At 64.5% G+C, this 23,340-nt stretch carries 24 protein-coding genes; 6 read left to right on the forward strand and 18 right to left on the reverse strand.

Annotated features, from left to right (window positions below):
• Positions 1-102 precede the first annotated feature (102 nt).
• The 13 genes from ACVWY5_RS17805 to eno all read right to left on the reverse strand — a co-directional run bounded on the left by ACVWY5_RS17805 (position 103) and on the right by eno (position 12,339).
• Positions 103-1,071, reverse strand: a complete 969-nt coding sequence (locus ACVWY5_RS17805) for a tripartite tricarboxylate transporter substrate binding protein BugD (RefSeq protein ID WP_028334069.1) — start codon at positions 1,069-1,071, stop codon at positions 103-105.
• A gap of 79 nt (positions 1,072-1,150) precedes the next feature.
• The gene (locus ACVWY5_RS17810) at positions 1,151-2,392 is read right to left on the reverse strand and encodes a threonine synthase (protein ID WP_028334068.1); all 1,242 of its coding nucleotides are present in this window, start codon (positions 2,390-2,392) and stop codon (positions 1,151-1,153) included.
• Positions 2,393-2,538: 146 nt separating this feature from the next.
• Positions 2,539-3,960, reverse strand: coding sequence for a dihydrolipoyl dehydrogenase (lpdA, locus tag ACVWY5_RS17815; protein ID WP_028334067.1), 1,422 nt, complete (start codon positions 3,958-3,960; stop codon positions 2,539-2,541).
• A 17-nt stretch (positions 3,961-3,977) separates the two neighbouring features.
• Positions 3,978-4,220, reverse strand: coding sequence for a hypothetical protein (locus tag ACVWY5_RS17820; RefSeq protein WP_028334066.1), 243 nt, complete (start codon positions 4,218-4,220; stop codon positions 3,978-3,980).
• Positions 4,221-4,397: a hypothetical protein gene (locus ACVWY5_RS17825; RefSeq protein WP_198400081.1), complete on the reverse strand. Its 177-nt coding sequence runs from the start codon at positions 4,395-4,397 to the stop codon at positions 4,221-4,223.
• 12 nt (positions 4,398-4,409) lie between these two features.
• Positions 4,410-5,762 (reverse strand): pyruvate dehydrogenase complex dihydrolipoamide acetyltransferase, encoded by a 1,353-nt coding sequence (locus tag ACVWY5_RS17830; RefSeq protein WP_028334065.1) that lies wholly within the window; start codon positions 5,760-5,762, stop codon positions 4,410-4,412.
• A 2-nt stretch (positions 5,763-5,764) separates the two neighbouring features.
• Positions 5,765-6,070 carry a DUF5076 domain-containing protein gene (locus tag ACVWY5_RS17835; RefSeq protein WP_018271806.1) on the reverse strand — a complete coding sequence of 102 codons (306 nt, stop codon included), beginning with the start codon at positions 6,068-6,070 and terminating at the stop codon, positions 5,765-5,767.
• A 5-nt stretch (positions 6,071-6,075) separates the two neighbouring features.
• Positions 6,076-7,470, reverse strand: a complete 1,395-nt coding sequence (locus tag ACVWY5_RS17840; RefSeq protein ID WP_028334064.1) for a pyruvate dehydrogenase complex E1 component subunit beta — start codon at positions 7,468-7,470, stop codon at positions 6,076-6,078.
• A gap of 45 nt (positions 7,471-7,515) precedes the next feature.
• The gene (gene pdhA, locus ACVWY5_RS17845; RefSeq protein WP_028334063.1) at positions 7,516-8,535 is read right to left on the reverse strand and encodes a pyruvate dehydrogenase (acetyl-transferring) E1 component subunit alpha; all 1,020 of its coding nucleotides are present in this window, start codon (positions 8,533-8,535) and stop codon (positions 7,516-7,518) included.
• A gap of 166 nt (positions 8,536-8,701) precedes the next feature.
• Positions 8,702-9,013 carry an FtsB family cell division protein gene (locus ACVWY5_RS17850; protein WP_028334062.1) on the reverse strand — a complete coding sequence of 104 codons (312 nt, stop codon included), beginning with the start codon at positions 9,011-9,013 and terminating at the stop codon, positions 8,702-8,704.
• A gap of 139 nt (positions 9,014-9,152) precedes the next feature.
• Positions 9,153-9,704, reverse strand: a complete 552-nt coding sequence (locus tag ACVWY5_RS17855) for an NADPH-dependent FMN reductase (protein ID WP_028334061.1) — start codon at positions 9,702-9,704, stop codon at positions 9,153-9,155.
• Positions 9,705-9,873: 169 nt separating this feature from the next.
• Complete coding sequence (locus ACVWY5_RS17860; protein WP_028334060.1) at positions 9,874-11,010, reverse strand: zinc-binding dehydrogenase; 1,137 nt, start codon at positions 11,008-11,010, stop codon at positions 9,874-9,876.
• A gap of 45 nt (positions 11,011-11,055) precedes the next feature.
• Entirely contained in the window at positions 11,056-12,339 is a 1,284-nt protein-coding gene (gene eno, locus ACVWY5_RS17865; protein ID WP_028334059.1) for a phosphopyruvate hydratase, read from the reverse strand.
• 176 nt (positions 12,340-12,515) lie between these two features.
• On the opposite strand from eno, the gene ACVWY5_RS17870 reads away from it, so the two are divergent.
• Positions 12,516-13,508, forward strand: a complete 993-nt coding sequence (locus tag ACVWY5_RS17870; protein ID WP_028334058.1) for a Vgb family protein — start codon at positions 12,516-12,518, stop codon at positions 13,506-13,508.
• 69 nt (positions 13,509-13,577) lie between these two features.
• Positions 13,578-14,039, forward strand: a complete 462-nt coding sequence (queF, locus tag ACVWY5_RS17875; RefSeq protein WP_157341203.1) for a preQ(1) synthase — start codon at positions 13,578-13,580, stop codon at positions 14,037-14,039.
• A gap of 29 nt (positions 14,040-14,068) precedes the next feature.
• Here the strand turns inward: queF and ACVWY5_RS17880 are convergent, their stop codons facing one another.
• From ACVWY5_RS17880 to kdsA, 3 genes are all read right to left on the reverse strand, one after another.
• Positions 14,069-15,373 carry an adenylate/guanylate cyclase domain-containing protein gene (locus tag ACVWY5_RS17880; protein ID WP_051376125.1) on the reverse strand — a complete coding sequence of 435 codons (1,305 nt, stop codon included), beginning with the start codon at positions 15,371-15,373 and terminating at the stop codon, positions 14,069-14,071.
• 222 nt (positions 15,374-15,595) lie between these two features.
• Entirely contained in the window at positions 15,596-16,804 is a 1,209-nt protein-coding gene (locus ACVWY5_RS17885) for an MFS transporter (protein ID WP_028334056.1), read from the reverse strand.
• A gap of 15 nt (positions 16,805-16,819) precedes the next feature.
• The gene (gene kdsA / locus ACVWY5_RS17890) at positions 16,820-17,677 is read right to left on the reverse strand and encodes a 3-deoxy-8-phosphooctulonate synthase (RefSeq protein WP_028334055.1); all 858 of its coding nucleotides are present in this window, start codon (positions 17,675-17,677) and stop codon (positions 16,820-16,822) included.
• A gap of 165 nt (positions 17,678-17,842) precedes the next feature.
• Here kdsA and ACVWY5_RS17895 point away from each other — a divergent pair, with 165 nt between their 5' ends.
• On the forward strand, positions 17,843-18,169 hold the full coding sequence (locus ACVWY5_RS17895; protein WP_028334054.1) for a PAAR domain-containing protein: 327 nt from the start codon (positions 17,843-17,845) through the stop codon (positions 18,167-18,169).
• Positions 18,170-18,227: 58 nt separating this feature from the next.
• On the opposite strand, the gene ACVWY5_RS17900 is transcribed toward ACVWY5_RS17895, so the two are convergent.
• On the reverse strand, positions 18,228-18,554 hold the full coding sequence (locus ACVWY5_RS17900; RefSeq protein ID WP_028334053.1) for an NIPSNAP family protein: 327 nt from the start codon (positions 18,552-18,554) through the stop codon (positions 18,228-18,230).
• Positions 18,555-18,722: 168 nt separating this feature from the next.
• Between ACVWY5_RS17900 and ACVWY5_RS17905 the strand changes: the two genes are divergently transcribed.
• The 3 genes from ACVWY5_RS17905 to ACVWY5_RS17915 all read left to right on the forward strand — a co-directional run bounded on the left by ACVWY5_RS17905 (position 18,723) and on the right by ACVWY5_RS17915 (position 21,623).
• Positions 18,723-19,397 carry a response regulator transcription factor gene (locus tag ACVWY5_RS17905; RefSeq protein ID WP_028334052.1) on the forward strand — a complete coding sequence of 225 codons (675 nt, stop codon included), beginning with the start codon at positions 18,723-18,725 and terminating at the stop codon, positions 19,395-19,397.
• Positions 19,394-20,773, forward strand: a complete 1,380-nt coding sequence (locus tag ACVWY5_RS17910) for a sensor histidine kinase (RefSeq protein ID WP_028334051.1) — start codon at positions 19,394-19,396, stop codon at positions 20,771-20,773. The genes ACVWY5_RS17905 and ACVWY5_RS17910 overlap by 4 nt, the downstream gene beginning before the upstream one ends.
• A 193-nt stretch (positions 20,774-20,966) precedes the next feature.
• On the forward strand, positions 20,967-21,623 hold the full coding sequence (locus ACVWY5_RS17915; protein ID WP_028334050.1) for an rRNA adenine N-6-methyltransferase family protein: 657 nt from the start codon (positions 20,967-20,969) through the stop codon (positions 21,621-21,623).
• Positions 21,624-21,646: 23 nt separating this feature from the next.
• Here ACVWY5_RS17915 and ACVWY5_RS17920 read toward each other — a convergent pair whose 3' ends face one another.
• Positions 21,647-23,278: a CTP synthase gene (locus ACVWY5_RS17920; RefSeq protein WP_028334049.1), complete on the reverse strand. Its 1,632-nt coding sequence runs from the start codon at positions 23,276-23,278 to the stop codon at positions 21,647-21,649.
• Between the last annotated feature and the right edge of the window lie 62 nt (positions 23,279-23,340).

Raw genomic sequence — 23,340 nt, forward strand, 5'->3', positions numbered from 1 at the left:
GCCACCGCGTTTGATTGTGATCGGGAACGTGGCCCCAGCGTCGCGCCGCAACCGACATTTGGGGTAATGGGTCCCGGCCTTCGCCGGGACGACGTTGCGCCTTCAATCCACCTTCACATTCGCCGCCTTGATCATCGGCCACCACTTCGCGATTTCCGCCTTCTGCCAGGTGCCGAGTGCACCCGGCGTGAGCTGATCCTTCGGCGGCATCTGCAAGCCGAGGTTTTCGAGCTGCTTCTGCACAGCCGGATCGGCCATCGCCTCGACCGCAGCGGCGTTGAGCTTGGCCACGATCTCCTTCGGGGTACCCTTTGGCACCCAGAGGCCAGACCACAGCGTCATGTGGAAGCCCGGCAGGCCGGCCTCGTCGACCGTCGGGACATCAGGCGCATTCGCGACCCGCTTGGAATCGGTGACCGCATAGGCGCGGATATTGCCGGCGCGGACCTGGTTGATCGAGTTCGAGGTCTGGTCGACGATGATGTCGATCTGACCGGCGACGAGGTCATTCAGCGCCGGGCCGGTGCCGCGATACGGCACATATTGCAGCTTGATGCCGGAGACGTTCTCGAAATAGAGCCCGGCGATATGGCTGCCGCTGCCGGCGCCGGCTGTGCCCGCGGTTGGCGGCGCCGGCCGCGACTTCAGCCACTCCAGCAATTCCTTCAGCGATTTCGCCGGCACGGCGTTCTTGCTGACGATGATCATCGGGTTGCTCGGCAGCAGCACCACCGGCTCGAGATCGGTGACGAGGTCGTAGCCGAGCTTGTAGATCGCGCCATTCGCGACATGGGTGCCGAGATGGCCGAACGAGATGGTGTAGCCGTCGGGCGCCGAGCGCACCGCACGGCCGACGCCGATCGAGCCGCCCGCACCGGTCACGTTCTCGATCAGCAACACCTCGCCCAGCGACTGCTTCATGCGCTCGCCGAGGATGCGTGCCATCGCATCCGAGGGGCCGCCGGCAGCAAACGGCACCACGATGGTGATCGGGTGCGCGGGATAGGTTTCCGCGGAAGCGGTCCCCGTTAACGCCAACATCGCCAACACGGCCAGAACCAGCTTCCGCATCACGCTCTCCCTCAATTTTCTTGTTTCCAATTATTTTTGAAGGGCCACCTCTCGACAAGATGGCCCTTCGGATGAGGCGTCAGAACTGCGAGAAGTCGATCGGCTTGTGCCGGTCGAGCGTGCGGGTGATCGGCGGCAGCGGGTATTTCAGGCCGCTGGCGCAGTTGAACAGCATCACGCGGTCCGTCTTGCTGACGCGGCCGTCGGCGAGGCTCTCCTTGTAGGCGGCATAGGTCGCGGCGCCCTCGGGGCACAGCAACAGACCCTCCTCGCGCGCGACCTCGTTGAGGGCGGCGCTGATCTTGTCGTCGTCGACGGCGATCGCAAAGCCCTTGCTCTCGCGCACCGCGCGCAGGATGAGGAAGTCGCCGATCGCCTGCGGCACGCGGATGCCCGAAGCGATGGTGTGGGCGTCCTCCCAGCGCGCGGCGTGCTCGGTGCCGGCCTCATAGGCCCGCACCATCGGCGCGCAGCCGGAGGCCTGCACCGCGACCATGCGCGGGCGCTTGCTTCCGATGAAGCCGATCTTCTCGAGCTCGTCGAACGCCTTCCACATGCCGATCAGGCCGGTGCCGCCGCCAGTCGGATAGAAGATCACGTCGGGCACGTCCCAGCCGAGCTGCTCGGCGAGTTCGAGCCCCATCGTCTTCTTGCCCTCGATCCGGTACGGCTCTTTCAGGGTCGAGGTGTCGAACCAGCCGACCTTCGCCTTGCCCTCGCCGACGATCTTGCCGCAGTCGTCGATATAGCCGTTGACACGATAGACGGTGGCGCCCTGCAGCTCGATCTCGCTGACATTCACCTCCGGCGTGTCCGCCGGGCAGAAGATCGTGGTCTTGATGCCGCAGGAGGTCGCGTAGGCCGCCAGCGCCGCGCCGGCATTACCGTTGGTCGGCATCGCCATGTGCTTGATGCCGAGCGCCTTGCCCATCGACACCGCCATCACCAGGCCGCGTGCCTTGAACGAGCCGGTCGGCAGCCGCCCCTCGTCTTTGACGATGATCTCGCCGCCGCCAAGCTTGGCGCCAAGCCGCGGCAGCCGGATCAGCGGCGTCGTGACCTCGCCGAGGCTGACGATATCCTTGCATTTGCGCACCGGCAGCAGCTCGCGGTAGCGCCACAGATCGGCGGGCCGCTCGGCCAGCGCATCCTTGGTGAGCGCCTTCTTCACCCCGGCGAGATCATAGCGCACCAGCAGCGGCTTGCCGGCCTTGGAGAGGTTGTGCACCTGGTCCGCGGGATAGTGATCGCCCTCCATCGCGCATTCGAGATGGGTAACAAAGGTCGGGCGTTCGATGGTGAGGTTGTCGTTGTCTTTCACTGGCTCTGTTCTTTCTCAGGCTTCTTGCGTCAACGGCTCTTTCCGCTCGTCAACGCCGGGTTTGACCCGGCGATCCATCTGCAAAAAAGCTTTCGCTTGATGGATGCGCGGGTCAAGCCCGCGCATGACGAGCTAAATTCGGCCACTCAGATATTCAGCACGCGCCCATAGGCGTCGAGCACCGCTTCCTTCATCATTTCCGACAAGGTCGGATGCGGGAATACGGTGTGCATCAATTCCTCTTCCGTGGTCTCCAGATTCATCGCCACCACATAGCCCTGGATCAACTCGGTGACTTCGGCGCCGATCATGTGGGCGCCGAGCAGCTGGCCGGTCTTCTTGTCGAACACCACCTTGACGAGGCCCTGATCCTCGCCGAGCGCGATCGCCTTGCCGTTGCCGACGAACGGGAAGCGGCCGACGCGGATCTCGCGGCCGCCTTCCTTGGCCTTGTCTTCAGTCAAACCGACCGAGGCGACCTGCGGATTGCAGTAGGTGCAGCCCGGGATCATCAGCTTGTCCATCGGGTGCGGGTGCAGGCCCTTGATCGCCTCGATGCAGATCACGCCCTCATGCTCGGCTTTGTGCGCGAGCATCGGCGGCCCCGCGACGTCGCCGATCGCATAGATGCCCGGAACGTTGGTCTTGCCGAGGCCGTCGATCACGATGCAGCCGCGGTCGGTTTTGACGCCAAGCTTCTCCAGCCCGAGATTCTCGATATTGCCGACCACCCCGACCGCCGAGATCACCCGCTCGAACTCGACCGCCTGCGGCTTCTCCTTGCCGTCGTCGATGGTCGCAACCACGCTGTCGGCCTTCTTCTCGAGTTTTGTTACCTTGGTCGAGGTGAGAATCTTGATACCCATCTTCTCGAAGCGCTTGCGCGCAAGCCCGGCGATCTCGGCGTCCTCGACGGGCAGGATCTGCGGCAGCACCTCGACCACGGTGACGTCGGCACCCATGGTGTGGAAGAACGAGGCGAACTCGATGCCGATCGCGCCGGAGCCTACCACCAGCAGCGACTTCGGCATCCGCTCCGGCACCATCGCCTCGAAATAGGTCCAGATCAGCTTCTTGTCGGGCTCGAGCCCGGGCAGCACGCGCGGCCGCGCGCCGGTCGCCACGATGATGTGCTTGGCCTGATAGGTGCCCTCGCCGCTGGCGCCCTTCGGCGCCTCGGCCGCCGACTTCTTCACCGTGATCTTGCCGGGCGCGTCGATCGTGGCCTCGCCCCAGATCACCGTGACCTTGTTCTTCTTCATCAGGAAGCCGACGCCGTCATTGAGGCGCTTCGAGACGCCGCGCGAGCGCTGCACCACCGCCTTCGGATCGAACGAGACGTTGTCGGCCGACAGCCCGTAATCCTTGGCGTGCTGCATGTAGTGATAGATCTCGGCCGAGCGCAGCAGCGCCTTGGTCGGGATGCAGCCCCAGTTCAGGCAGATGCCGCCGAGATAGGATTTCTCCACGATCGCGGTCTTGAAACCGAGCTGCGCCGCGCGGATCGCGGTCACGTAGCCGCCGGGGCCGGAGCCGATGATGATGACGTCAAAGGATGTGTCGGCCATGGCGGCTCCCGTTCAACTCAACGTGTGACGCCGCGGGCGCGGCTTCTTGCGATCAATGACCTGACCAGCCATTCGAGCCCGATCACCAGGGCCATGATGGCCAGGGCCGTCAGCACGATCGGCTGGGCGATGTTCCGCGCCAGCTGTTCGCCGGCGAAGAACGCGGAGTGCAGAAAATCGAACCCGACCGGATTGCAGACCAGCGCGGCCGACAGCAACAGCGATATCCAGGGCCAGCGGGTGCGAGCCGTGCCGGCCATTCATCCGTACTCCCGCCATACCGCACCGAGGAACACGGACCACGCCAGCGCCAGCACCGCGGCGCCGATCATCATGATCCTGAACTGGATCGTCGATATCAGGTCGCGGTTGACCGCGACGAGCAACGCGACGGCGACGGCGGCGAGCAGGACGTACGGACCGACGATCGCGTACATGGCGGATGCCCGTCACACCATCATCATCACGGGGTTTTCGATCAGCTGCTTGAAGGCGCCGATCAGCTCGGCGCCGAGCGCGCCGTCGATCGCGCGGTGATCGCATGACAGGGTCACGCTCATCATGTGCGCGATCTCGATCTTGCCGCCGCGCACCACCGGACGTTCCTCCGAGGTGCCGACCGCGAGGATCGAGGCATGCGGCGGGTTGATCACGGCGGTGAAGTGGTTGATGCCGTACATGCCGAGGTTGGAGACCGCGGTGGTGCCGCCCTGATATTCCTCCGGCTTCAGCTTGCGGGCGCGGGCACGCGCGGCGAAATCCTTCATCTCGTTGGAGATGGTCGAGAGCGTCTTGGTCTCGGCCTTGCGGATGATCGGCGTGATCAGGCCGCCCGGCATCGCCACTGCGACGCCGACGTCGGAATGCTTGTGCTTGAGCATGCCGCCTTCGGTCCAGCTGACGTTGCAGTTCGGAATCTTCTGCAGCGCGACCGCCATCGCCTTGATGACGAAGTCGTTGACCGAGATCTTGTAGAGCGGCTTCTTCTCCTTGTCCTTCGGCGCTGCGGCGTTGATCTCCTCGCGCGCGGCGAGCAGCTTGCCGATGTCGCAGTCGATGGTGAGGTAGAAGTGCGGGACGTTCTGCACCGAGGCGGTGAGACGCTGCGCGATGGTGCGGCGCATGCCGTCATGCGGAACTACCTCGTAGGAGCCCGGCTCGAACAGCGCGAGGATCTGCTTGTCCGACATCGACGGCGCGATGCTCGGTCCGGCGGGCGCGGCCGCCGGCGCCTTCAGGCCCTTTCCGGACTTGGCCTCGTCGACATCGCGCGCGATGACGCGGCCATGCGGGCCGGTGCCGATGATGCGGGCGAGATCGATGCCGGCTTCCTTTGCCAGCCGGCGCGCCAGAGGCGATGAGAAGACCCGGGCGTGGCCATTGGCCTGCGCGGCCGGTGCAGCGGCCTGCGGCGCCGCTGTGGCCGGCTTCGGCGCGGGCGCCGCCGCCGGTGCGGGAGCCGCCACCGGCGCGGCCTGTGCGGCGGGCTTCGGCGCTTCGGCGGGTTTCGCCGCCGGTGCGGCGCCCCCTCCGGCGCTGGCCGCCGCCTTCACATCCTCGCCGTCGCCGGCCATGACCGCGATGACATCGTTGACCGGCACGTCCTGCGTGCCCTCCGGCACCAGGATCTTGGCGATCGTGCCTTCGTCGACCGCCTCGACTTCCATCGTCGCCTTGTCGGTCTCGATCTCCGCGATCACGTCGCCGGACTTGACCTTGTCGCCCTCTTTCTTGAGCCACTTGGCGAGGTTGCCCTTTTCCATCGTCGGCGACAGCGCGGGCATGAGAATATTGATCGGCATTGTCAGTGACCTTGTTGCGACCGCGGTTTGGTTTGGCCCATGTCGGTCGGCCGGGCGATTTCGGCTTCGAACATCTCGACGATGCGCGCGAGCGCCTCGTCCTCGGTGTATTCGCTCTCGCGCGCGTAGGCGCGCGCGGCATGGCGGGCGATGTCGACCAGCATCAGCCCCCACATGTCCGGCTCCTCGAAAGCGCGCTGGAATGCGATCGACAGGCCGCCGTCGACGACGAAGGCGCGCAGCACCTCGATGGCGTCGTCGCGGCCCATCACGTCAGGCGGCAGCGGCTGCTCCTTGGGACCGGCCATCGGCGTTACCGGTAGGATACGGCCTTGGCGGCGGCGACCACCTCGGCGACGGAGGGCAGAGCGAGCTTTTCGAGGTTGGCGGCATAGGGCATCGGCACGTCCTTGCCGGAGACGCGCGCCACCGGCGCGTCGAGATAGTCGAAGGCGTGCTCCATGATGCGCGCGGCGACCTCGGAGCCGACGCCGCTCTGCTGCCAGCCCTCCTCGACCGTGACCGCGCGGCCGGTCTTCTTCACCGAGTTGATGATGGTCTCGGTATCCATCGGACGGATGGTGCGGAGATCGACCACCTCGGCCTCGATGCCTTCCTTGGCGAGTTCGTCGGCGGCCTTCAGCGCATAGGACATGCCCATCGCCCAGGAGACGATGGTGACGTCCTTGCCGGCGCGGGCAATCCGCGCCTTGCCGATCGGCACCACGAAATCAGCCAGCTTCGGCACCTCGCCGGTGTGGCCGTACAGCACCTCGTTCTCGAGGAAGATCACTGGATTGGGATCACGGATCGCGGCCTTGAGCAGGCCCTTGTAATCGGCGGCCGAATACGGCGCGATCACCTTGAGGCCCGGGATCTGCGAATACCACGCCGCGTAGTCCTGGCTGTGCTGCGCGGCGACGCGCGCGGCGGCGCCGTTCGGGCCGCGGAACACGATCGAGCATCCCATCTGGCCGCCGGACATATAGAGCGTCTTGGCGGCGGAGTTGATGATCTGGTCGATCGCCTGCATGGCGAAGTTGAAGGTCATGAACTCGACGATCGGCTTCAAGCCCGCCATCGCCGCACCGACGCCGACGCCGGCAAAGCCGTGCTCGGTGATCGGCGTGTCGATCACGCGGCGGGCGCCGAATTCCTGCAACAGGCCCTGCGTCACCTTGTAGGCGCCCTGATATTCCGCGACCTCCTCGCCCATGATGAAGACGTCGCCGTCGCGGCGCATCTCTTCGGCCATCGCATCGCGCAGCGCCTCGCGAATGGTCTGCGTGACCATCTCGGTCCCCGCAGGGATTTCCGGATCTGGCAGCGGCTCGGTCGCGGGCGCGGCCGGCGCCTTCGCCGCGGGCTGCGGCGCTTCCGCCTTGGCTTCGGCAGGCGCGGCCTCGGCGGCCTTCGGCTGCGGCGCTGGTGCCGCCGGCGCCTTGGCGAGGTCGGCGGCGCTTTCGCCGTCGACGAGAATGGTGGCGATCGGCGTGTTCACCGCAACGTCGGCGGTGCCTTCCGGAATCAGGATCTTGCCGAGCGTGCCCTCGTCGGTTGCCTCGACCTCCATCGTCGCCTTGTCGGTCTCGATCTCGGCGATGACGTCACCGGACTTGATGGTCTCGCCTTCCTTTTTCAGCCATTTGGCGAGGTTGCCCTTCTCCATGGTGGGCGACAGCGCAGGCATCAGCACTTGAATGGGCATATCGGCTCCCGAAATCGGTCTTGAAATTCGTCTGCGCGGGTGGGGTCAGCGGTAGATGTCGGTGTAGAGCTCGGCCGGATCCGGCTCCGGATCGTGCTGCGCGAAATCGGCGGCCTCGTTGACGATCTCGCGCACCTCGGCGTCGATCGCCTTCAGGTCCTGCTCGCTGGCGCCTGCGGCCAGCAAGCGGTTGCGCACCTGCTCGATCGGGTCCTGGTCGTGACGCACCTTCTCGACCTCCTCGCGCGTGCGGTACTTTGCCGGATCGGACATCGAGTGGCCGCGGTAGCGGTAGGTCTGCATCTCCAGAATCATCGGGCCGTTGCCGCCGCGGCACCAGGCCACGGCCTCATCGGCGGCGGCCTTGACCGCGCGCACGTCCATGCCGTCGACCTGCTTGCCCGGAATGTTGAAGGAGGCGCCGCGCTTGGAGAAATCCTGCTGGGCCGATGCGCGCGACACCGAGGTGCCCATCGCATAGCGGTTGTTCTCGATCACGTAGATCACCGGCAGCTTCCACAGCTCCGCCATGTTGAAGCTTTCATAGACCTGGCCCTGGTTGGCCGCGCCGTCGCCGAAATAGGTCACGCTGACGTTATCGTTGCCGCGATAGCGGTTGGCGAACGCAAGGCCGGTGCCGAGCGACACCTGCGCGCCCACGATTCCGTGACCGCCGTAAAAGTGCTTCTCCTTGCTGAACATGTGCATGGAGCCGCCCTTGCCGCGGGAATAGCCGCCGCGGCGTCCGGTCAATTCGGCCATCACGCCCCTGGCTTCCATGTCGCAGGCCAGCATGTGGCCGTGGTCCCGGTAACCGGTTATGACCTCGTCGCCCGGCTTCAGCGCCATTTGCATGCCGACCACGACCGCTTCCTGGCCGATATAGAGATGGCAGAAACCGCCGATCGCACCCATGCCGTAGAGTTGACCGGCCTTCTCCTCGAAGCGCCGGATCAGGAGCATGTCCCGCAGTGCCTTGAGCTCCTGCTCCTTGGTGAATTCGGGGGGAGAGCCGGCCTTCTCCTGCCCTGATTCTTTTGCGACGCTTTTCTTGGGTGCGGCCATGGCAATTCCGGGTGAGAGAAGTCGGAGAACCCTCTCTAACCCAACTCAAATCGCCTTGGAAGGATTGCGTTCGCCCGATGGAATTTTGCTATGCCGCACTGCAGCGCAGCGCGACATTTTTGTGATAGCGCGCGAATGATTTTGAAATTTGAGAACGCGTCGTCAGTTACTTGTTGATCCGAACGAGATCACGCGGATTGGCGTAGTCGAGCTGGAAGCGCGCACGCTCGTCCAGCATGTCGGGATCGACCCGGTCCGACCGCAACAGCGACACCCGCTGCTCGCCCTCGGCCCGCTCCTTCTTCAGCCGCGCCAGCTCGGAAGTCAGCGCGATGATCTCCTGATCGAGCTCCTGCCGCGCGTTCAAGCCGTATTTGCCGGTGTAGGCGTTGACGCCGAAATAGCCGACCATCAGCGCTGCCAGCGTATAGAGGGCGAGCCCGGTCAGAATCGATTTGAGGCGTGTGCGGGAAACCATGGCCGCGAGCATGCGGCCATGGGGTTAACGAACGCTGAACCAGGGTGTTTTCGAGCGAAGTGGATACCGGCTCGCGTGAAGAAAACGCGTCAAAACAAGTTCAGAGCCCGTTCCGATTCAATCGGAACAGGGCTCTTGCTCAGCGGTTCTGCTTTTCGATAAAGGCCGCGAAGGCGTTGAGATACTGCTGCAGCACGCCCTTGAGCGACTCCTTGGTCAGTTCGCCGTTGTCGTCGAAGGCATCGCCGACGCCGTTGAGATAGGCTTCCGGCTGACCGAGGATCGGGCCGGAAATGCCCGGCAGGATGTTCTGCAGGTGCTTCACCGCGCTGACGCCGCCGAGCGGTCCGGGCGAATTGCCGATGATGCCGATCGGCTTGCCGATGAACGAGCTCTTGCCGTAGGGCCGCGAGGCGACGTCGATGGCGTTCTTCAGCACGCCCGGGATCGAGCGGTTGTATTCGGGGGTCACGAACAGCACGCCGTTCGACTTCTGCAGCTTCTCGCGGAAGGCAAGCCAGTCCGCCGGCGGCGCGGCCTCGAGGTCCTGGTTGAAGAAGGAAATTTCCTGAAGCGCCGTCACATCGAGCTTCAGCGACGCCGGTGCAAGCTTGGCCAGCGCGTTGGCGATCTTGAGCGAGAAGCTCTGTTTGCGGATGCTGCCGACGATGGTGACGATGTTATAGGCCATAGCAAATTCCCCTCGGGTTGCGCGTGAAACTGGTGGGCCTCACCTACCGGCGCACCAAGAAAGATGCAAGTGCATGGACCGTCCAATTCCGGAAACGCAGCGTTTCGCCGAATTGGTCTATGCAAAGCAAAAAGGCCGCCCGATCGGGACGGCCCTTGCGCTTCGATCCTCAGCCCTTGTTCGGGTTGATCAGGAATTTCTCGCCGGTCGCGCGCTTGTTGTAGACAGCGATGTTGTCGAGCTGCAGGGTCTCCTGCAACGACACCACCTTGGTGTAGTGACTGGCGAAAGTCGTCTTCAACTCGGCCACCACGCGCTGACGCAGCTTGTTGCCGGCCTCCGGACCGATCTTCATCAGGAACGGGAACAGCAGCCAGCCGCCGACGCCCCAGGCCATGCCGAAGCCGCGCGGCAATTCGATCGAGCGGGTGTCGAGGCTGCCGTAGACATAGATCTGCTTGTGCACATTCGAGCCGTAGCGGCTGTAGGCCTTGGCGGTCTTGTTGATCGCGGTCTCCATCGCGACCAGGATCTGGCCCGCGAGCTTGCCGCCGCCGATCGCATCGAAGGCGATGGTCGCGCCGGTTTCGACCAGCGCGCCGGTGAGCTTATCCATGAAATCGGGCGCGGAGGAATCGACGATATGCTTGGCGCCGATCTCGTGCAGGATGTCGGTCTGCTCCTTGTTGCGCACGATGTTGACGAGGCCGATGCCGTCCTTGAGGCAGATCTTGTTGAGCATCTGGCCGAGGTTGGACGCTGCCGCCGTGTGCACCAGCGCCTTGTGCCCCTCGCGCCGCATCGTCTCGGTCATGCCGAGCGCAGTCAGCGGATTGACGAAGCAGGACGCGCCTTCCGCCGGCGTGGTGCCATCCGGCAGCGGCAGGCATTCGTTGACGCGCAGCGTGCGGTATTGCGCATACATCGCGCCACCGATCATCGCGACGGTGCGGCCCATCAGCGCTTTGGCCGCATCCGATGAACCGGTCCTGATCACGACGCCGGCACCTTCATTGCCGACCGGCATGGACTCGTCGAGCCGCGCGGCAAGGCCCGGCAACGCCGCTTCCGGCACGCGCGCGGTCACCACGGGCAATTCCTTGCTGCCGGAGACCTTGGCGGCCGACATGTCGGCCGGGCCGATCAAAAGACCGAGGTCGGACGGATTGATCGGGGTCGCCTCGACCCGGACCACGACCTCGTCGGGGCCGGGCTCGGGGGTCGGGACATTGACCAGCGATATCTCGAGCTCGCCATTCTTCTTGAGCAGCGAACGCAGCTGCAGACCGCTCTTGCCGTCGCTCATCCCGACCTCCCGTTTTGCGTGTTGTGTCCCGATCAAGTTGGGGCGTTACGCCAAGGCCTTCAAGGCCGCCCTGCCCGCGTATTTCGCCTGGGTGCCGAGCTGCTGCTCGATGCGCAGCAGCTGGTTGTACTTGGCGGTGCGGTCGGAGCGCGCCAGCGAGCCGGTCTTGATCTGCCCGCAATTGGTGGCGACCGCGAGATCGGCGATCGTGGAATCCTCGGTCTCGCCGGAGCGGTGCGACATCACGGCGGTGTAGCCGGCCTTGTAGGCCATCTCGATCGCCGCAAGCGTCTCGGTCAGCGTGCCGATCTGATTGACCTTGACCAGGATCGAATTGGCGCGGCCGTTCTTGATGCCGTCGGCAAGCCGGGTGACGTTGGTGACGAACAAATCGTCACCGACCAGCTGGCACTTCTTGCCGATCGCATCCGTCAGCTCCTTCCAGCCGTCCATGTCGTCCTCCGACATGCCGTCCTCGATGGTGACGATCGGATAGCGGCCGACGAGATCGGCGAGATACTTCACCTGCTCGGAGCGCGAACGGGTCTTGTTCTCGCCGCCATAGACATAGGAGCCTTCCTTGAAGAATTCGGTGGAGGCACAATCGAGGCCGAGCACGACGTCGTCGCCCGCCTTGTAGCCGGCCTTGCCGATCGCGTTCATGACGAACTCGAGCGCGGCGTCGGCCGACGGCAGGTTCGGCGCGAAGCCGCCCTCGTCGCCGACATTGGTGTTGTGGCCGGCCTTCTTCAGTTCGCCGCGCAGCGTGTGGAAGATTTCCGAACCGCAACGCAGCGCCTCGGCGAACGACGTGGCGCCGACCGGCAGGATCATGAATTCCTGGAAGTCGATCGGGTTGTCGGCATGCACGCCGCCATTGATGATGTTCATCATCGGCACCGGCAGCGTCCGCGCCGAGGTGCCGCCGACATAACGATACAGCGGCATGTCGAAGGATTCGGCGGCGGCCTTGGCGCAGGCCAGCGAGACGCCGAGGATGGCGTTGGCCCCGAGCCGGCTCTTGTTCGGCGTACCGTCGAGCTCGATCATGATCTGGTCGATCGCGACCTGTTCCTCGACGGCCTGGTCGCTGAGCGCCTCGAAGATCTCGCCGTTGATGGCGGCGACCGCCTTCTCGACTCCCTTGCCGAGATAGCGCGACTTGTCGCCATCACGCAGTTCCACCGCCTCATGCGCGCCGGTGGATGCTCCCGACGGCACCGCCGCGCGACCGATTGACCCATCCTCCAGCACCACATCGACCTCGACCGTGGGGTTGCCGCGGCTATCAAGGATTTCGCGGCCGATGATGTCGACGATGTCAGTCATGACGTGCTCTTTCTCGATATGGGGTGGGCTTGATGGGCCGCGTCATACACGGCGCGCAAGCAAATGTGAACGGTCCGCCTGCACGGCCCATCTGACGATGCAATGTGGTGGGTTTATGCTACTCAGGAGTTACCTGCGCGTGCTGGCCCATTGTTTCATGAAGCCGGGATAACGCAATGAATCGCCGCCAGTTTCTTGCCTCGACGACTGCCGCAATTTTGGCCATCACCGCCCGGCCGCTGGTCGCGTCGGCACAGGATGGTCCGTTCCGGACAAGATATTTCAGCCTGGACCAGGGCACCGGCCCTCACGACGTCACGCCCGCCCCGGATGGCAGCGTGTGGTTCACCGGCCAGCGCAACGGAACGCTGGGGCGGCTGAACCCGCGCGACGGCTCGTTCAGGTTGGTCGACCTCGGGAAGCGCGCCTCCCCGCACGGCGTCACGATCGGCCCCGACGGCGCGCCCTGGGTGACCGAGGGCGGGCAGAATGCGATCGCCCGCGTCGACCCCGGCGATCACAAGGTGACGCTATTCCCGCTGCCCGACAAAGCCGCCTACGCCAATCTCAACACCGGAGTGTTCGACAAGCGCGGCACCTACTGGTTCACCGGCCTATCCGGCTTCTACGGCCGGCTCGATCCGAAGTCCGGCGAACTGAAGGTATTCGAGGCGCCCCGCGGCGTCGGGCCCTACGGCATCACCGTCACGCCGGACGGCGACGTCTGGTACGCCTCGCTCGCCGGCAGCCACATCGCGCGTATCGACCTTGCGACCGGCAATGCCAGCGTGGTCCAGCCGCCAACACCGCACCAGGGGGCCCGGCGGGTCTGGTCGGACTCCCGGGGGCGGATCTGGGTCAGCGAATGGAACAGCGGCAACGTGTCCGTGCACGATCCCGCCGACGGCTCCTGGAAAGCCTGGAAACTGCCGGGCAAGAGCCCGCGCAGCTATGCCGTCTATGTCGATGACAAGGACAAGGTCTGGCTCACCGACTTCTCGGCCAATGCCATTGTGCGGTTCGATCCGGTGAGCGAAAACTTCAACGCGTTCCCGAGCGATCGGCCGGGCGCGAATGTCCGGCAGCTTGACGGCCGGCCTGGCGAGATCTGGGGTTGCGAGTCCGGCCAGGATCGCCTGGTCCTGATCCAGACGGCCGCGCCCGCGTAGCACACCTGTCCCCGCGCGCGGACGGTTGACGAACCGGCCGGCTTGCGTCCATTTCGGCCTCCCATAAGGATGAGGCCCATGGCGAAGAAAACCCTGCAACTCGGTCGTGCCGTCGCATGGCCGGACAGTCCGGACAAGGCGGTGCTCGACCGCGTCCCCAATCCGCAAGGAGGGACCGACTATCTGGTGCGCTTCGCCATCCCGGAATTCACCTCCGTTTGCCCGATCACCGGCCAACCGGATTTCGCCCATTTGGTGATCGACTATGTGCCCGGCCGGTGGCTGCTGGAATCCAAATCGCTGAAACTCTACGCCGCAAGCTTCCGCAATCACGGCGCGTTCCACGAGGATTGCACGGTCACGATCGGCAAGCGCATTGCCGGCGAGATCAAGCCGAAGTGGCTGCGCATCGGCGGCTACTGGTATCCGCGCGGCGGCATCCCGATCGACGTGTTCTTCCAGACCGGCAGGCTGCCAAAGGGCATCTGGGTTCCGGACCAGGGCGTCGCGACGTATCGCGGCAGGGGTTAGGTTGGGCGCTACCCCACCCTCGCATCGAATTAGTCGGGCAGGACGCCGTCTTTCCTAGATGCGTCATTTGGAGAAACGAAGAAGCTGCGCATTGAACCAAAGCCCCTAACCTCAACCGCCTGGCGCTCTTCGAACTTAAAGAAATCTCTCACCCGCCAATACGTCGCTTCAGATATGTGCACGCGGTTCGGCTCGCTAAGCGATTCAAGCCGACTCGCCAGGTTTACAGTGCGTCCCCAATAGTCGTAGGTCATCTTGTGGCGCCCAATCACGCCACCAATCGTAGATCCAGTATGGATCCCAACTCGAATTTGCAACGGATAGCCGGTCTTTTCTGCGACGCGCCTCACGATATCAATGGTATGCAAGGCGAATTCGACCATCGCCTTCGCATGGTTCACCGAGCTGGCTGATTTCCCGGCAATGGCCATGTAGGCGTCACCGATTGTCTTGACCTTCTCGACTCCATATTTGTCAGCGGCTTCGTCGAATTCGGTAAAGATCATGTCCAGGATTTCGAGGACGTGCTTGGGGGCAAGATGCTCCGTCAGAGTGGTGAATCCAACCAGGTCCGAAAAGAGGAGTGTAACTTCACCAAACGCTTCCGCACTCCTATCGGCCTGATCAGCTACAAAATTCAGGGGGATGTAGGAGGACAAGAAATTAGAGAGCTTATTGCGCTCCTTCTCCTGCAGAATGTGCCGGGCAAACTCCTCACGCGCGAAGCGCTCGCGCCCATAACTTGTGAAGATGAGGATCAGAAAAATAAGAGTCAGGTTGAAAATGTAAGAAGAAACTTCGGCGAACTCGATTTTCGTGAATGCGGAAACACCGCCTCCGTAGACAAGAATGATTATCGCGCCAACAGCACAAGACCAACCGACACTTATCGGAAACAAGCCAATACAGAAGACAAGGATCAACGCGAAATTGAGCGCGCTCGAACCTGAGGACAGATAATAGGGACTTCCCTCGCCGTACTCGAGAAGCTGTTTGATCGCAAGCAAGCTTGCCGCGGCGACGAAAAAAAGCAGGCAAAGATTTGGCCAGCGCCGAAAGGCAGGCGTAAATGTTAGAGCGAAAAAGCCCAGCAAGATAGGGATGGCTACCATGAACCGGAAGCGCGTCAGTTCGACCGAGTTGGTATTCGTGGCCGAATCCCAGACGCCGAATGCGCCCCAGAGCAGTGCACTAAAAGCTATTGCATTTGCGGTGAATCGGGCGGTCCGCGCCTGACGATCGCGCTGATATTCAAGCTCAAACGCACCATCATCGAACCGCAAATCGAGCCAAACGGCTGCTTGAGCGAAACGACCAGCGATAAAACTCGCCATATTCCCTCGCAATATCAATAAAAGCCTACAAAATTGTTTCTCCGATATTCCGAATGCGCCCTGGCAGGCAATCGTCAACAATGTCCAACGCCTTGGAACTATGACGCAAGCGGCTCAGCACAACAAGCCTGGGATCAAGTTAGCTATCGGGCAAATGCCGTCGATATTGGCGGGCTCGCGATTTCCACTTCGCTCCAGAAACCGCCCGATCCAGAGGATTCGCTAAGACTCGACGTCCGGTCGCGCCGCGGCATCCGCCGGCCGGGTCTGCTTCAGAAATCTCGCGCAGATGAAGCCGAGCACGACCATCACGGCGGCGGCCGAGACCAGCGTCGCGGTCTTGCCGACGTGTTGCAGCCCGAAGCCATAGGCGATCGGGCCGACGGTCTGGCCCATGAAGAAGAAGAACGAGTGCAGCGACAGCGCGGTGGCGCGCGCCTCGACCGACAGCTCACTGGCGAACACCTGCAGGCAGCCGTGGATCATGTAGAAGCCGAGGCCCATCACCAGGAGGCCCGCCATCTGCAGCTTCCAGTGCGGTCCGAAGGCGACGCCGACCAATTGAATCGCGACCAGCGTCGCGCCGACGACCATCATGCCCCGCACCCCGATCCACGGCAGCAGGCGCGACACCGTCAGCGTGTAGAGCAATCCGCCGATCGCAAAGCCCGCGATCACGATGCCGGCGATCGACAGCGAGGTCTCACCGAGCTCGAACAGGAACGAGGCGATGAAGGGAAACAGCCCGAGCACGCAGCAGCCTTCGATGAAGACCGCCGAGTAGCAGATGCGGGCGTTCGGATTGGTGAAGATGGTGCGATAGCCGTGGCGAAGCGCCTTCAGGCTGGTGCGCGGCGGACGGTTCAGCGCGGCGCCGCGGAAGCCGGCCGCGACCGCCAGTGCGACGATGATCACGAGGCCGCCGAGCACCGCGAGCACGCCGCGCCAGCCGAGAAAGTCGCCGATCAGGCCGGAGGCCGTGGCGCCAAGCAGATTGCCGGTCATCGACCCCGCGAGCGTTCGCCCGATCGCGAGCTGCCGCTTGTCCGGACCGACCAGATCGCTGGTCAGCGACAGCGCCACCGGAAACACGCCGCCCGAGCCGATGCCGGCGAGGATGCGGGTCACGAACAGCATCGGGAATGAGGTCGAGAGCGCACCGAGGATGTTGGCGACGCCGAGCAGTCCGAGGCAGATCGTCATCAGCCGCGCCTTGCCGAACAGATCGGCGGCGGCGCCGATCGCCGGCTGCACCGCGGCAAAGGTGAAGGCGAACACCGCGGCGAAGCTCGCGGCGGTCGCGATGCTGACGCCGAAATCATCCGCGACATGCGGCAGCACCGGATCGAGCGCGCGCACCGACAGGCTCGCGGCGAAGGTCGCCAGCGTGATCACATTGAGGGCCGGCGGCATGCCGCTGGTTGCGGTCATGTCGTTGTCCGCCGGTCAGGCTGCCGTCTTCGCCAGCGCGTCGAACTGCATCAGCCGCTTGACGAGGGACTCGAATTCACGGAGCGGCACCATGTTGGGACCGTCCGACGGCGCATGATCCGGATCGGGATGAGTCTCGATGAACACGCCGGCGACGCCGACCGCGACCGCGGCGCGCGCCAGCACCGGCACGAATTCGCGCTCGCCGCCCGACGAGGTGCCCTTGCCGCCCGGCTGCTGCACCGAATGGGTGGCGTCGAAGATGACAGGCGCGCCGGTGGTGCGCGAAAGGATCGGCAGCGCGCGCATGTCGGAGACCAGCGTGTTGTAGCCGAACGACGCGCCGCGCTCGGTGACCAGCACATTGGCATTGCCGGCGCCGGTGATCTTGCTGACCACATTGGCCATGTCCCACGGCGCCAGGAACTGGCCCTTCTTGACATTGACGACCTTGCCGGTCGCGGCCGCGGCCAGCAAGAGATCGGTCTGCCGGCACAGGAAGGCCGGGATCTGCAGCACGTCGACCGCCTGCGCCACATCGGCGCACTGGGTCGCCTCATGCACGTCGGTCAGCACAGGCAGCCCGAGCGAAGACCGGATCTCGGCGAAGATCGGCAGCGCCTGTGCCAATCCGATGCCGCGTGCCGCCGTCGCGCTGGTGCGGTTCGCCTTGTCGAACGAGGTCTTGTACACCAGACCGATCTTGAGCCTGGCCGCGATCTCCTTCAGCGCGGACGCCACTTCAAGCGCATGCGCGCGGCTCTCGAGCTGGCAGGGGCCGGCGATGATCGAAATGGGCAAGGCATTGCCGAATTTGGCCGATCCGACGGCAACGATCGGCGCGGCGGCTGACGCGGAAACCTGATTGGTCAAAATGCTGCATCCTTTTGCCGGCGACCATGCAGTCCCGGGCGGGACGGATCAAGCCATCCCGCACGATGAGGGGGTTGCGCTGACGCCGTGGGGGCGCCGTGCTAACACAATCCCGCCCAAACAGCGCCTATAAACTGGCGCGGAACAGATTCCCATGAGGAAGACATGCGCATCCCGCTGATGATCGCCGCCCTGTCGGCGATGTCGGGCCTAGCTTATGGCCAGTCCAGCAGCCAGCCCGGGGTCGTCACCAGCGGAGCCACCGGCGTCACCGTCAATGGCAAGCCGGCGGCGCGCAGCGGCGACACCACCAGCAATGGCGGCCCGCTCGTCGAGGGCGTGCCCAATGTCCTGATCAACGGCAAGCCGGCGGTGGTCATGGGCGATCGCACGCATTGCGGCGGCAAGACGACCTCCGGCAGCCACGGCGTCTTCATCAACGGCAAGCCGATGGTGACCCAGGGCGATCAGACCTCGGGCTGCCCGCAATAACTGTCCGGTGATCGGGCGCGACGAGGCATCGTCATCGCGCCCCTAAGCGACACCCGCGTCACTTGACCGACGAAAACGCCGTCGGCACCAGAAGTTGGTTTTCGATGGTGAGAACGATCTGGCCGTCCTCCTCGGTCTTGGCGCGCGCGGCGATCCATTCCGGATCGGTCTGGAACGCGGTCCATTTCTTCTCGCGCTCGGCGAGCGACTCCCAGGCCAGCAGATAGGTCAGATCCTGGTTGGATTCCCCGACCAGCGTCGTGAAGAAGCCGGCCTGCCTGATGCCGTGCTTGTCCCAGAGCTTCAGCGTGATGGTCTCGAAGCGCTTGAGCAGCGCCGGCAGCCGCCCCGGTAGGCAGCGATAGACGCGGGTCTCGTAGATCATTGGCAGTCCTCCCAGATTCGTGTGCGGGCGGTTATAGCCAGCGCCTTCCGGACTGTCTTGAGGGGGTGACAACATGGCACCCCTGCTCGCGACAGGCGGCCATTTCCGCAATGTTGTTGCAATGTTACTTGCCCTAAACCTGCCGTTCAGGAGCCGGACCCAAAGGACATGCGGATACTGCTGGTTGAGGACGAGGCCGAAATGGCGGCGGCGCTGTCGCAGGCGCTGAAGGGTTACGACATGGTGGTCGACCACGTGCCGAACCTTGCCGAGGCCGAGGAAGCGATCTGCGCCGACGTGCATGGCGCGGTCCTGCTCGACCGCCAGCTTCCGGACGGCGATGGCCTCACGCTGATCCCGAAGCTGCGCGCCAAGGCCGACGGCGTTCCGATCATCGTGCTGACCGCGCGCGGCGATCTCACCGACCGCATCACTGGCCTCGACAGCGGCGCCGACGACTATCTGGCCAAGCCGTTCGCGGTCGAGGAGCTGATGGCGCGGCTGCGCGCCGTGCTGCGCCGTCCGGCCGGCCTGCAGCTTGAGATCATCAGGGCCGGCGGCGTGGCGTTCGATTGCAGCCATCGCGAGGCCAGTGTCGACGGCCGTCCGCTCGACCTGCCGCGGCGCGAGCTGCTGGTGCTGGAGACGCTGCTACGCCGCATGGGCCGCACCGTGCTACGCGCGACGCTGGAGGAAGCCGTCTACAATTTCGAGGACGAGATCCAGTCCAACGCGCTCGATGCCCACGTCTCGCGTCTCAGGCGCAAGCTTGCCGACGCCAACGCCGGCGTCGAGATCCACAGCATCCGCGGCGTCGGCTATCTCTTGAAGCAAACGTCATGAGCGAACAGGCCGAGCACTATTGCCTGCGCTCGAAACTGAGCTGGCGGCTGGTGACGCTACAGGCGCTGCTGCTTGCCATGCTGATCGTTTGCCTGATCAGCGCATTGTGTGCCACCGGCTTCCTGATCGTTCCGCGCGATGAGGATCATGTCATTTCCATCGTGCAGGGCGCGGTCGCACGCGATGGCAAAGGCGACCTGATCTTGCGCCCGACGGCCGAACTGCAAAAGCTTCGTGACGACACGCCCGACCTCTGGTTCCTGGTGCGCGACCGGCAAGGCCGTTCGCTGACGGAAGGCGCGGTGCCGCCGGAATTTGCCAGGATTGGTGACGCACTCGACCAGATCAGCCAGGCGCGACTCGGCTGGCAGATGTTCGAGGATGATCCGCGCAAGCCGCCGGCGCGGCTGAAGCGCGTCAATTCCGACGCCGGCCCCGTTCAGGTGCTCACAGCGACGCAAGGGCCAATGTCGAGCGTCAAGACCGCGCTCGCCACGACGCTGGCATTCCTCGCCATTGCCCTGCCCGGCCTTTTCCTGATGGCATGCGCCACCTTCATCGCGACGCCGATGGTGGTGAAGCGCGCCTTCGCCGGTCTCGATACCACCGCCGACGAAGCGCGCCGGATCGATTTCCGCCAGCGCGGCAGCCGGCTGTCGGCGGACCATCTGCCGCACGAGGTGGCGCCGCTGGTGACCGCCATCAACGATGCGCTGAAGCGGCTCGACGACGGCTATTCCCGACACCAGCGCTTCGTCGCCGACGCGGCGCATGAATTGCGCACGCCGATCGCGATCCTCAACACGCGGCTGGAGTCGCTGCCGCCAGGCCCGGAGAAAACCCGCCTGCTCGAGGACTCGGCGCGGCTTGCGACATTGGCCGAGCAATTGCTCGACATCCAGCGCTTCGATCAGTGCCGCAATCCGTTCGTCCGCGTCGATCTCGTCGCGGTCGCACGCAACGTCGCGGCCGACCTTGCGCCGCTCGCGATCGCGGCCGGCTATGAGCTATCGCTCGATACCGCAATCGATCGGGTCGAAACCTCGGGCGATCGGGCGGCGCTGGAGCGCGCGCTCACCAACCTCGTGCAGAACGCCATCCAGCATGGCGGCCGCCGCGGCACCATCACCATCCATGTCGGCAGCGCCGCCACGATCGACGTATCGGATGAAGGCGACGGCATTCCCCAGGATCAGCGCACCCGGATCTTCGACCCGTTCTATCGGCTCGCGCCGCTCGATCGCGGCGCCGGCCTCGGCCTCAACATGGTGCGCGAGATCGCAAGGCTGCACGGCGGTCACGTCTCAGTGCTCGATGGCCCCAAGGGCGGCGCGTGCTTCCGCCTCACATTACCTCCGGCGCCGTTCGCGTCGTGATGCCAATGCGTTTTCGAGCGAAGTGGGCACCGGTTCGCGTGCAGAAAACGCGTCAAAGCTAGAGTCGAGAGCCCCGTTCCGATTCGATCGGAATGGGGCTCTCGCGCAATGTTGTCGCAATGCAGCTCCCGCAAACAAGGCGTCACGCTTCGCATCTGAGTCGAAGTGCCGCGACACTTTGCTGGGAATCCCAATGTCACATGATCTGCTGTCTTTCTTCACGGCGTGGATGGCGGCCCCGGGCCGCGTCGGCGCCATCGCGCCGTCGGGCGCCGCGCTCGCCGAACTGATCACGCGCGACATCAGCGCCAACACCGGTCCGGTGCTCGAGCTCGGTCCGGGCACCGGCGCGTTCACCTATCAGCTGTTGAAGCGCGGCGTGCGCCAGCAGGATCTGACGCTGATCGAATATGGTTCGGATTTCATGCGGCTGTTGCAGCTGCGCTTTCCCGGCGCGCGCGTGCTGTGGATGGACGCGGCGCGCCTCGCCTCGGAGCGGCTCTACGATGGCGCGCCGGTCGGCGCCGTCGTCAGCGGACTGCCGCTGCTCAACATGTCGCCGCGCAAGGTCATCTCGATCGTCGGCGGCGCGTTCAGCTATCTGCGTCCCGGCGGCGCGTTCTATCAATTCACCTACGGCATGCGCTGCCCGGTGCGGCGGCCGATCCTCGACCGGCTCGGCCTGCGCGCCACACTGGTCGACCGCGCCATCCTCAACGTGCCGCCGGCCGCGGTCTACCGGCTGACGCGACGCCCGCAATACAAGCTGATGACGCGCGACGGCACGCCGGCGGCTGGTGTTTCACCGATCAAGAAAGAACGCCGGGCCAGCGAGGACTGCGCCGTGTAACGGCGCAGCTGACAGCCGCTTGGTTAGACCAGCCGGCTCTGCTTCGCTGCCGCCTCGATGAACGACGCGAAGAGGGGATGCGGTTCAAAGGGCCGCGACTTCAGCTCGGGATGGAACTGGACGCCGATGAACCAGGGATGGTCCTCGTACTCCACGATCTCCGGCAGCACGCCGTCGGGTGACATGCCGGAGAAGCGCAGGCCGTGCTGCTCGAGGCGGTCCTTGTAGGCGGTGTTGACCTCGTAGCGATGGCGGTGCCGCTCGGAGATCTCGGTCGCGCCGCCATAGACCTGCGAGACGCGGCTGCCGCGGTTGAGCGCCGCGGGATAGGCCCCGAGCCGCATCGTGCCGCCGAGATCGCCGCTCTGCGAGCGCTTCTCGAGCTCGTTGCCGCGCAGCCATTCGGTCATCAGGCCGACCAGCGGCTCCTTGGTCGGGCCGAACTCGGTCGAGTTGGCGTCCTCGATGCCGACCAGATTGCGCGCCGCCTCGATCACCGCCATCTGCATGCCGAAGCAGATGCCGAAATACGGCACGTCACGCTCGCGCGCGAACTGCGCCGCGCGGATCTTGCCCTCGGCGCCGCGCTGGCCGAAACCGCCGGGCACCAGGATGCCGTTGACGTGCTCGAGGAACGGCGCCGGGTCCTCGTTCTCGAACACCTCGCTCTCGATCCAGTCGAGATTGACCTTCACCTTGTTGGCGATGCCGCCGTGCGAGAGCGCCTCGATCAGCGATTTGTAGGCGTCCTTCATGCCGGTGTACTTGCCGACGATGGCGATCGTCACCGCGCCTTCCGGATTGCGGACGCGCTCGTTGATGACGTTCCAGCTCTGCAGCGCCGGCGGAATCTTCGCGGTGATGCCGAACGCGGCCAGCACCTCGTCGTCGAGGCCGGCGGCGTGATAGGCCTCCGGCACGGCGTAGATGTTGTCGACGTCGCGCGCCTCGATCACCGCGCTCTCGCGCACGTTGCAGAACAGGCCGAGCTTGCGCCGCTCCTCCTTGGGAATTTCGCGGTCGGTGCGGCACAGCAGGATGTCCGGCTGGATGCCGATCGAGCGCAGCTCCTTCACCGAGTGCTGCGTCGGCTTTGTCTTGAGTTCGCCGGCACTTGGAATGTACGGCAGAAGCGTCAGGTGAATGTAGACGGCGTGATCGCGCGGCAGCTCGTTCTTGAGCTGGCGGATCGCCTCGAAGAACGGCAGGCCCTCGATGTCGCCGACGGTGCCGCCGATCTCGACCAGCACGAAATCGAACTCGTCGTTACCCGACAGCACGAATTCCTTGATCGCGTTGGTGACGTGCGGGACCACCTGGATGGTGGCGCCGAGATAATCGCCGCGGCGCTCCTTGGTGATGATGTCCTGGTAGATTCGCCCGGTCGTGATGTTGTCGGCCTTGGTGGCCGGACGACCGGTGAAACGCTCGTAATGGCCGAGATCGAGATCGGTCTCGGCGCCGTCGTCGGTCACGAACACTTCGCCGTGCTGATACGGCGACATCGTTCCGGGATCGAGGTTGAGATAGGGATCGAGCTTGCGAAGGCGGACTTTGTAGCCCCTGGCCTGCAGCAAAGCGCCGAGCGCCGCTGAAGCCAGACCCTTGCCGAGCGAGGAGACCACGCCGCCGGTGATGAATATGTACCGCGCCATGGGACTTTACCTTTAATCCGACTCCGGCGATTCGCAAAACGAATCGGCTGTTCCCGGCAAAC

This window comes from Bradyrhizobium sp. USDA 3256 (assembly GCF_054058275.1).

Coding starts and splice junctions, on each gene's coding strand:
- ACVWY5_RS17805 (WP_028334069.1), bottom strand. CDS start 1,071: ATGCGGAAGCTGGTTCTGGCCGTGTTGGCGATGTTGGCGTTAACGGGG.
- lpdA (WP_028334067.1), bottom strand. CDS start 3,960: ATGGCCGACACATCCTTTGACGTCATCATCATCGGCTCCGGCCCCGGC.
- ACVWY5_RS17820 (WP_028334066.1), bottom strand. CDS start 4,220: ATGGCCGGCACGGCTCGCACCCGCTGGCCCTGGATATCGCTGTTGCTG.
- ACVWY5_RS17825 (WP_198400081.1), bottom strand. CDS start 4,397: ATGTACGCGATCGTCGGTCCGTACGTCCTGCTCGCCGCCGTCGCCGTC.
- ACVWY5_RS17830 (WP_028334065.1), bottom strand. CDS start 5,762: ATGCCGATCAATATTCTCATGCCCGCGCTGTCGCCGACGATGGAAAAG.
- ACVWY5_RS17835 (WP_018271806.1), bottom strand. CDS start 6,070: ATGGCCGGTCCCAAGGAGCAGCCGCTGCCGCCTGACGTGATGGGCCGC.
- ACVWY5_RS17840 (WP_028334064.1), bottom strand. CDS start 7,470: ATGCCCATTCAAGTGCTGATGCCTGCGCTGTCGCCCACCATGGAGAAG.
- pdhA (WP_028334063.1), bottom strand. CDS start 8,535: ATGGCCGCACCCAAGAAAAGCGTCGCAAAAGAATCAGGGCAGGAGAAG.
- ACVWY5_RS17850 (WP_028334062.1), bottom strand. CDS start 9,013: ATGGTTTCCCGCACACGCCTCAAATCGATTCTGACCGGGCTCGCCCTC.
- ACVWY5_RS17855 (WP_028334061.1), bottom strand. CDS start 9,704: ATGGCCTATAACATCGTCACCATCGTCGGCAGCATCCGCAAACAGAGC.
- ACVWY5_RS17860 (WP_028334060.1), bottom strand. CDS start 11,010: ATGAGCGACGGCAAGAGCGGTCTGCAGCTGCGTTCGCTGCTCAAGAAG.
- eno (WP_028334059.1), bottom strand. CDS start 12,339: ATGACTGACATCGTCGACATCATCGGCCGCGAAATCCTTGATAGCCGC.
- ACVWY5_RS17870 (WP_028334058.1), top strand. CDS start 12,516: ATGAATCGCCGCCAGTTTCTTGCCTCGACGACTGCCGCAATTTTGGCC.
- queF (WP_157341203.1), top strand. CDS start 13,578: ATGAGGCCCATGGCGAAGAAAACCCTGCAACTCGGTCGTGCCGTCGCA.
- ACVWY5_RS17880 (WP_051376125.1), bottom strand. CDS start 15,373: ATGGCGAGTTTTATCGCTGGTCGTTTCGCTCAAGCAGCCGTTTGGCTC.
- ACVWY5_RS17885 (WP_028334056.1), bottom strand. CDS start 16,804: ATGACCGCAACCAGCGGCATGCCGCCGGCCCTCAATGTGATCACGCTG.
- ACVWY5_RS17895 (WP_028334054.1), top strand. CDS start 17,843: ATGCGCATCCCGCTGATGATCGCCGCCCTGTCGGCGATGTCGGGCCTA.
- ACVWY5_RS17900 (WP_028334053.1), bottom strand. CDS start 18,554: ATGATCTACGAGACCCGCGTCTATCGCTGCCTACCGGGGCGGCTGCCG.
- ACVWY5_RS17905 (WP_028334052.1), top strand. CDS start 18,723: ATGCGGATACTGCTGGTTGAGGACGAGGCCGAAATGGCGGCGGCGCTG.
- ACVWY5_RS17910 (WP_028334051.1), top strand. CDS start 19,394: ATGAGCGAACAGGCCGAGCACTATTGCCTGCGCTCGAAACTGAGCTGG.
- ACVWY5_RS17915 (WP_028334050.1), top strand. CDS start 20,967: ATGTCACATGATCTGCTGTCTTTCTTCACGGCGTGGATGGCGGCCCCG.
- ACVWY5_RS17920 (WP_028334049.1), bottom strand. CDS start 23,278: ATGGCGCGGTACATATTCATCACCGGCGGCGTGGTCTCCTCGCTCGGC.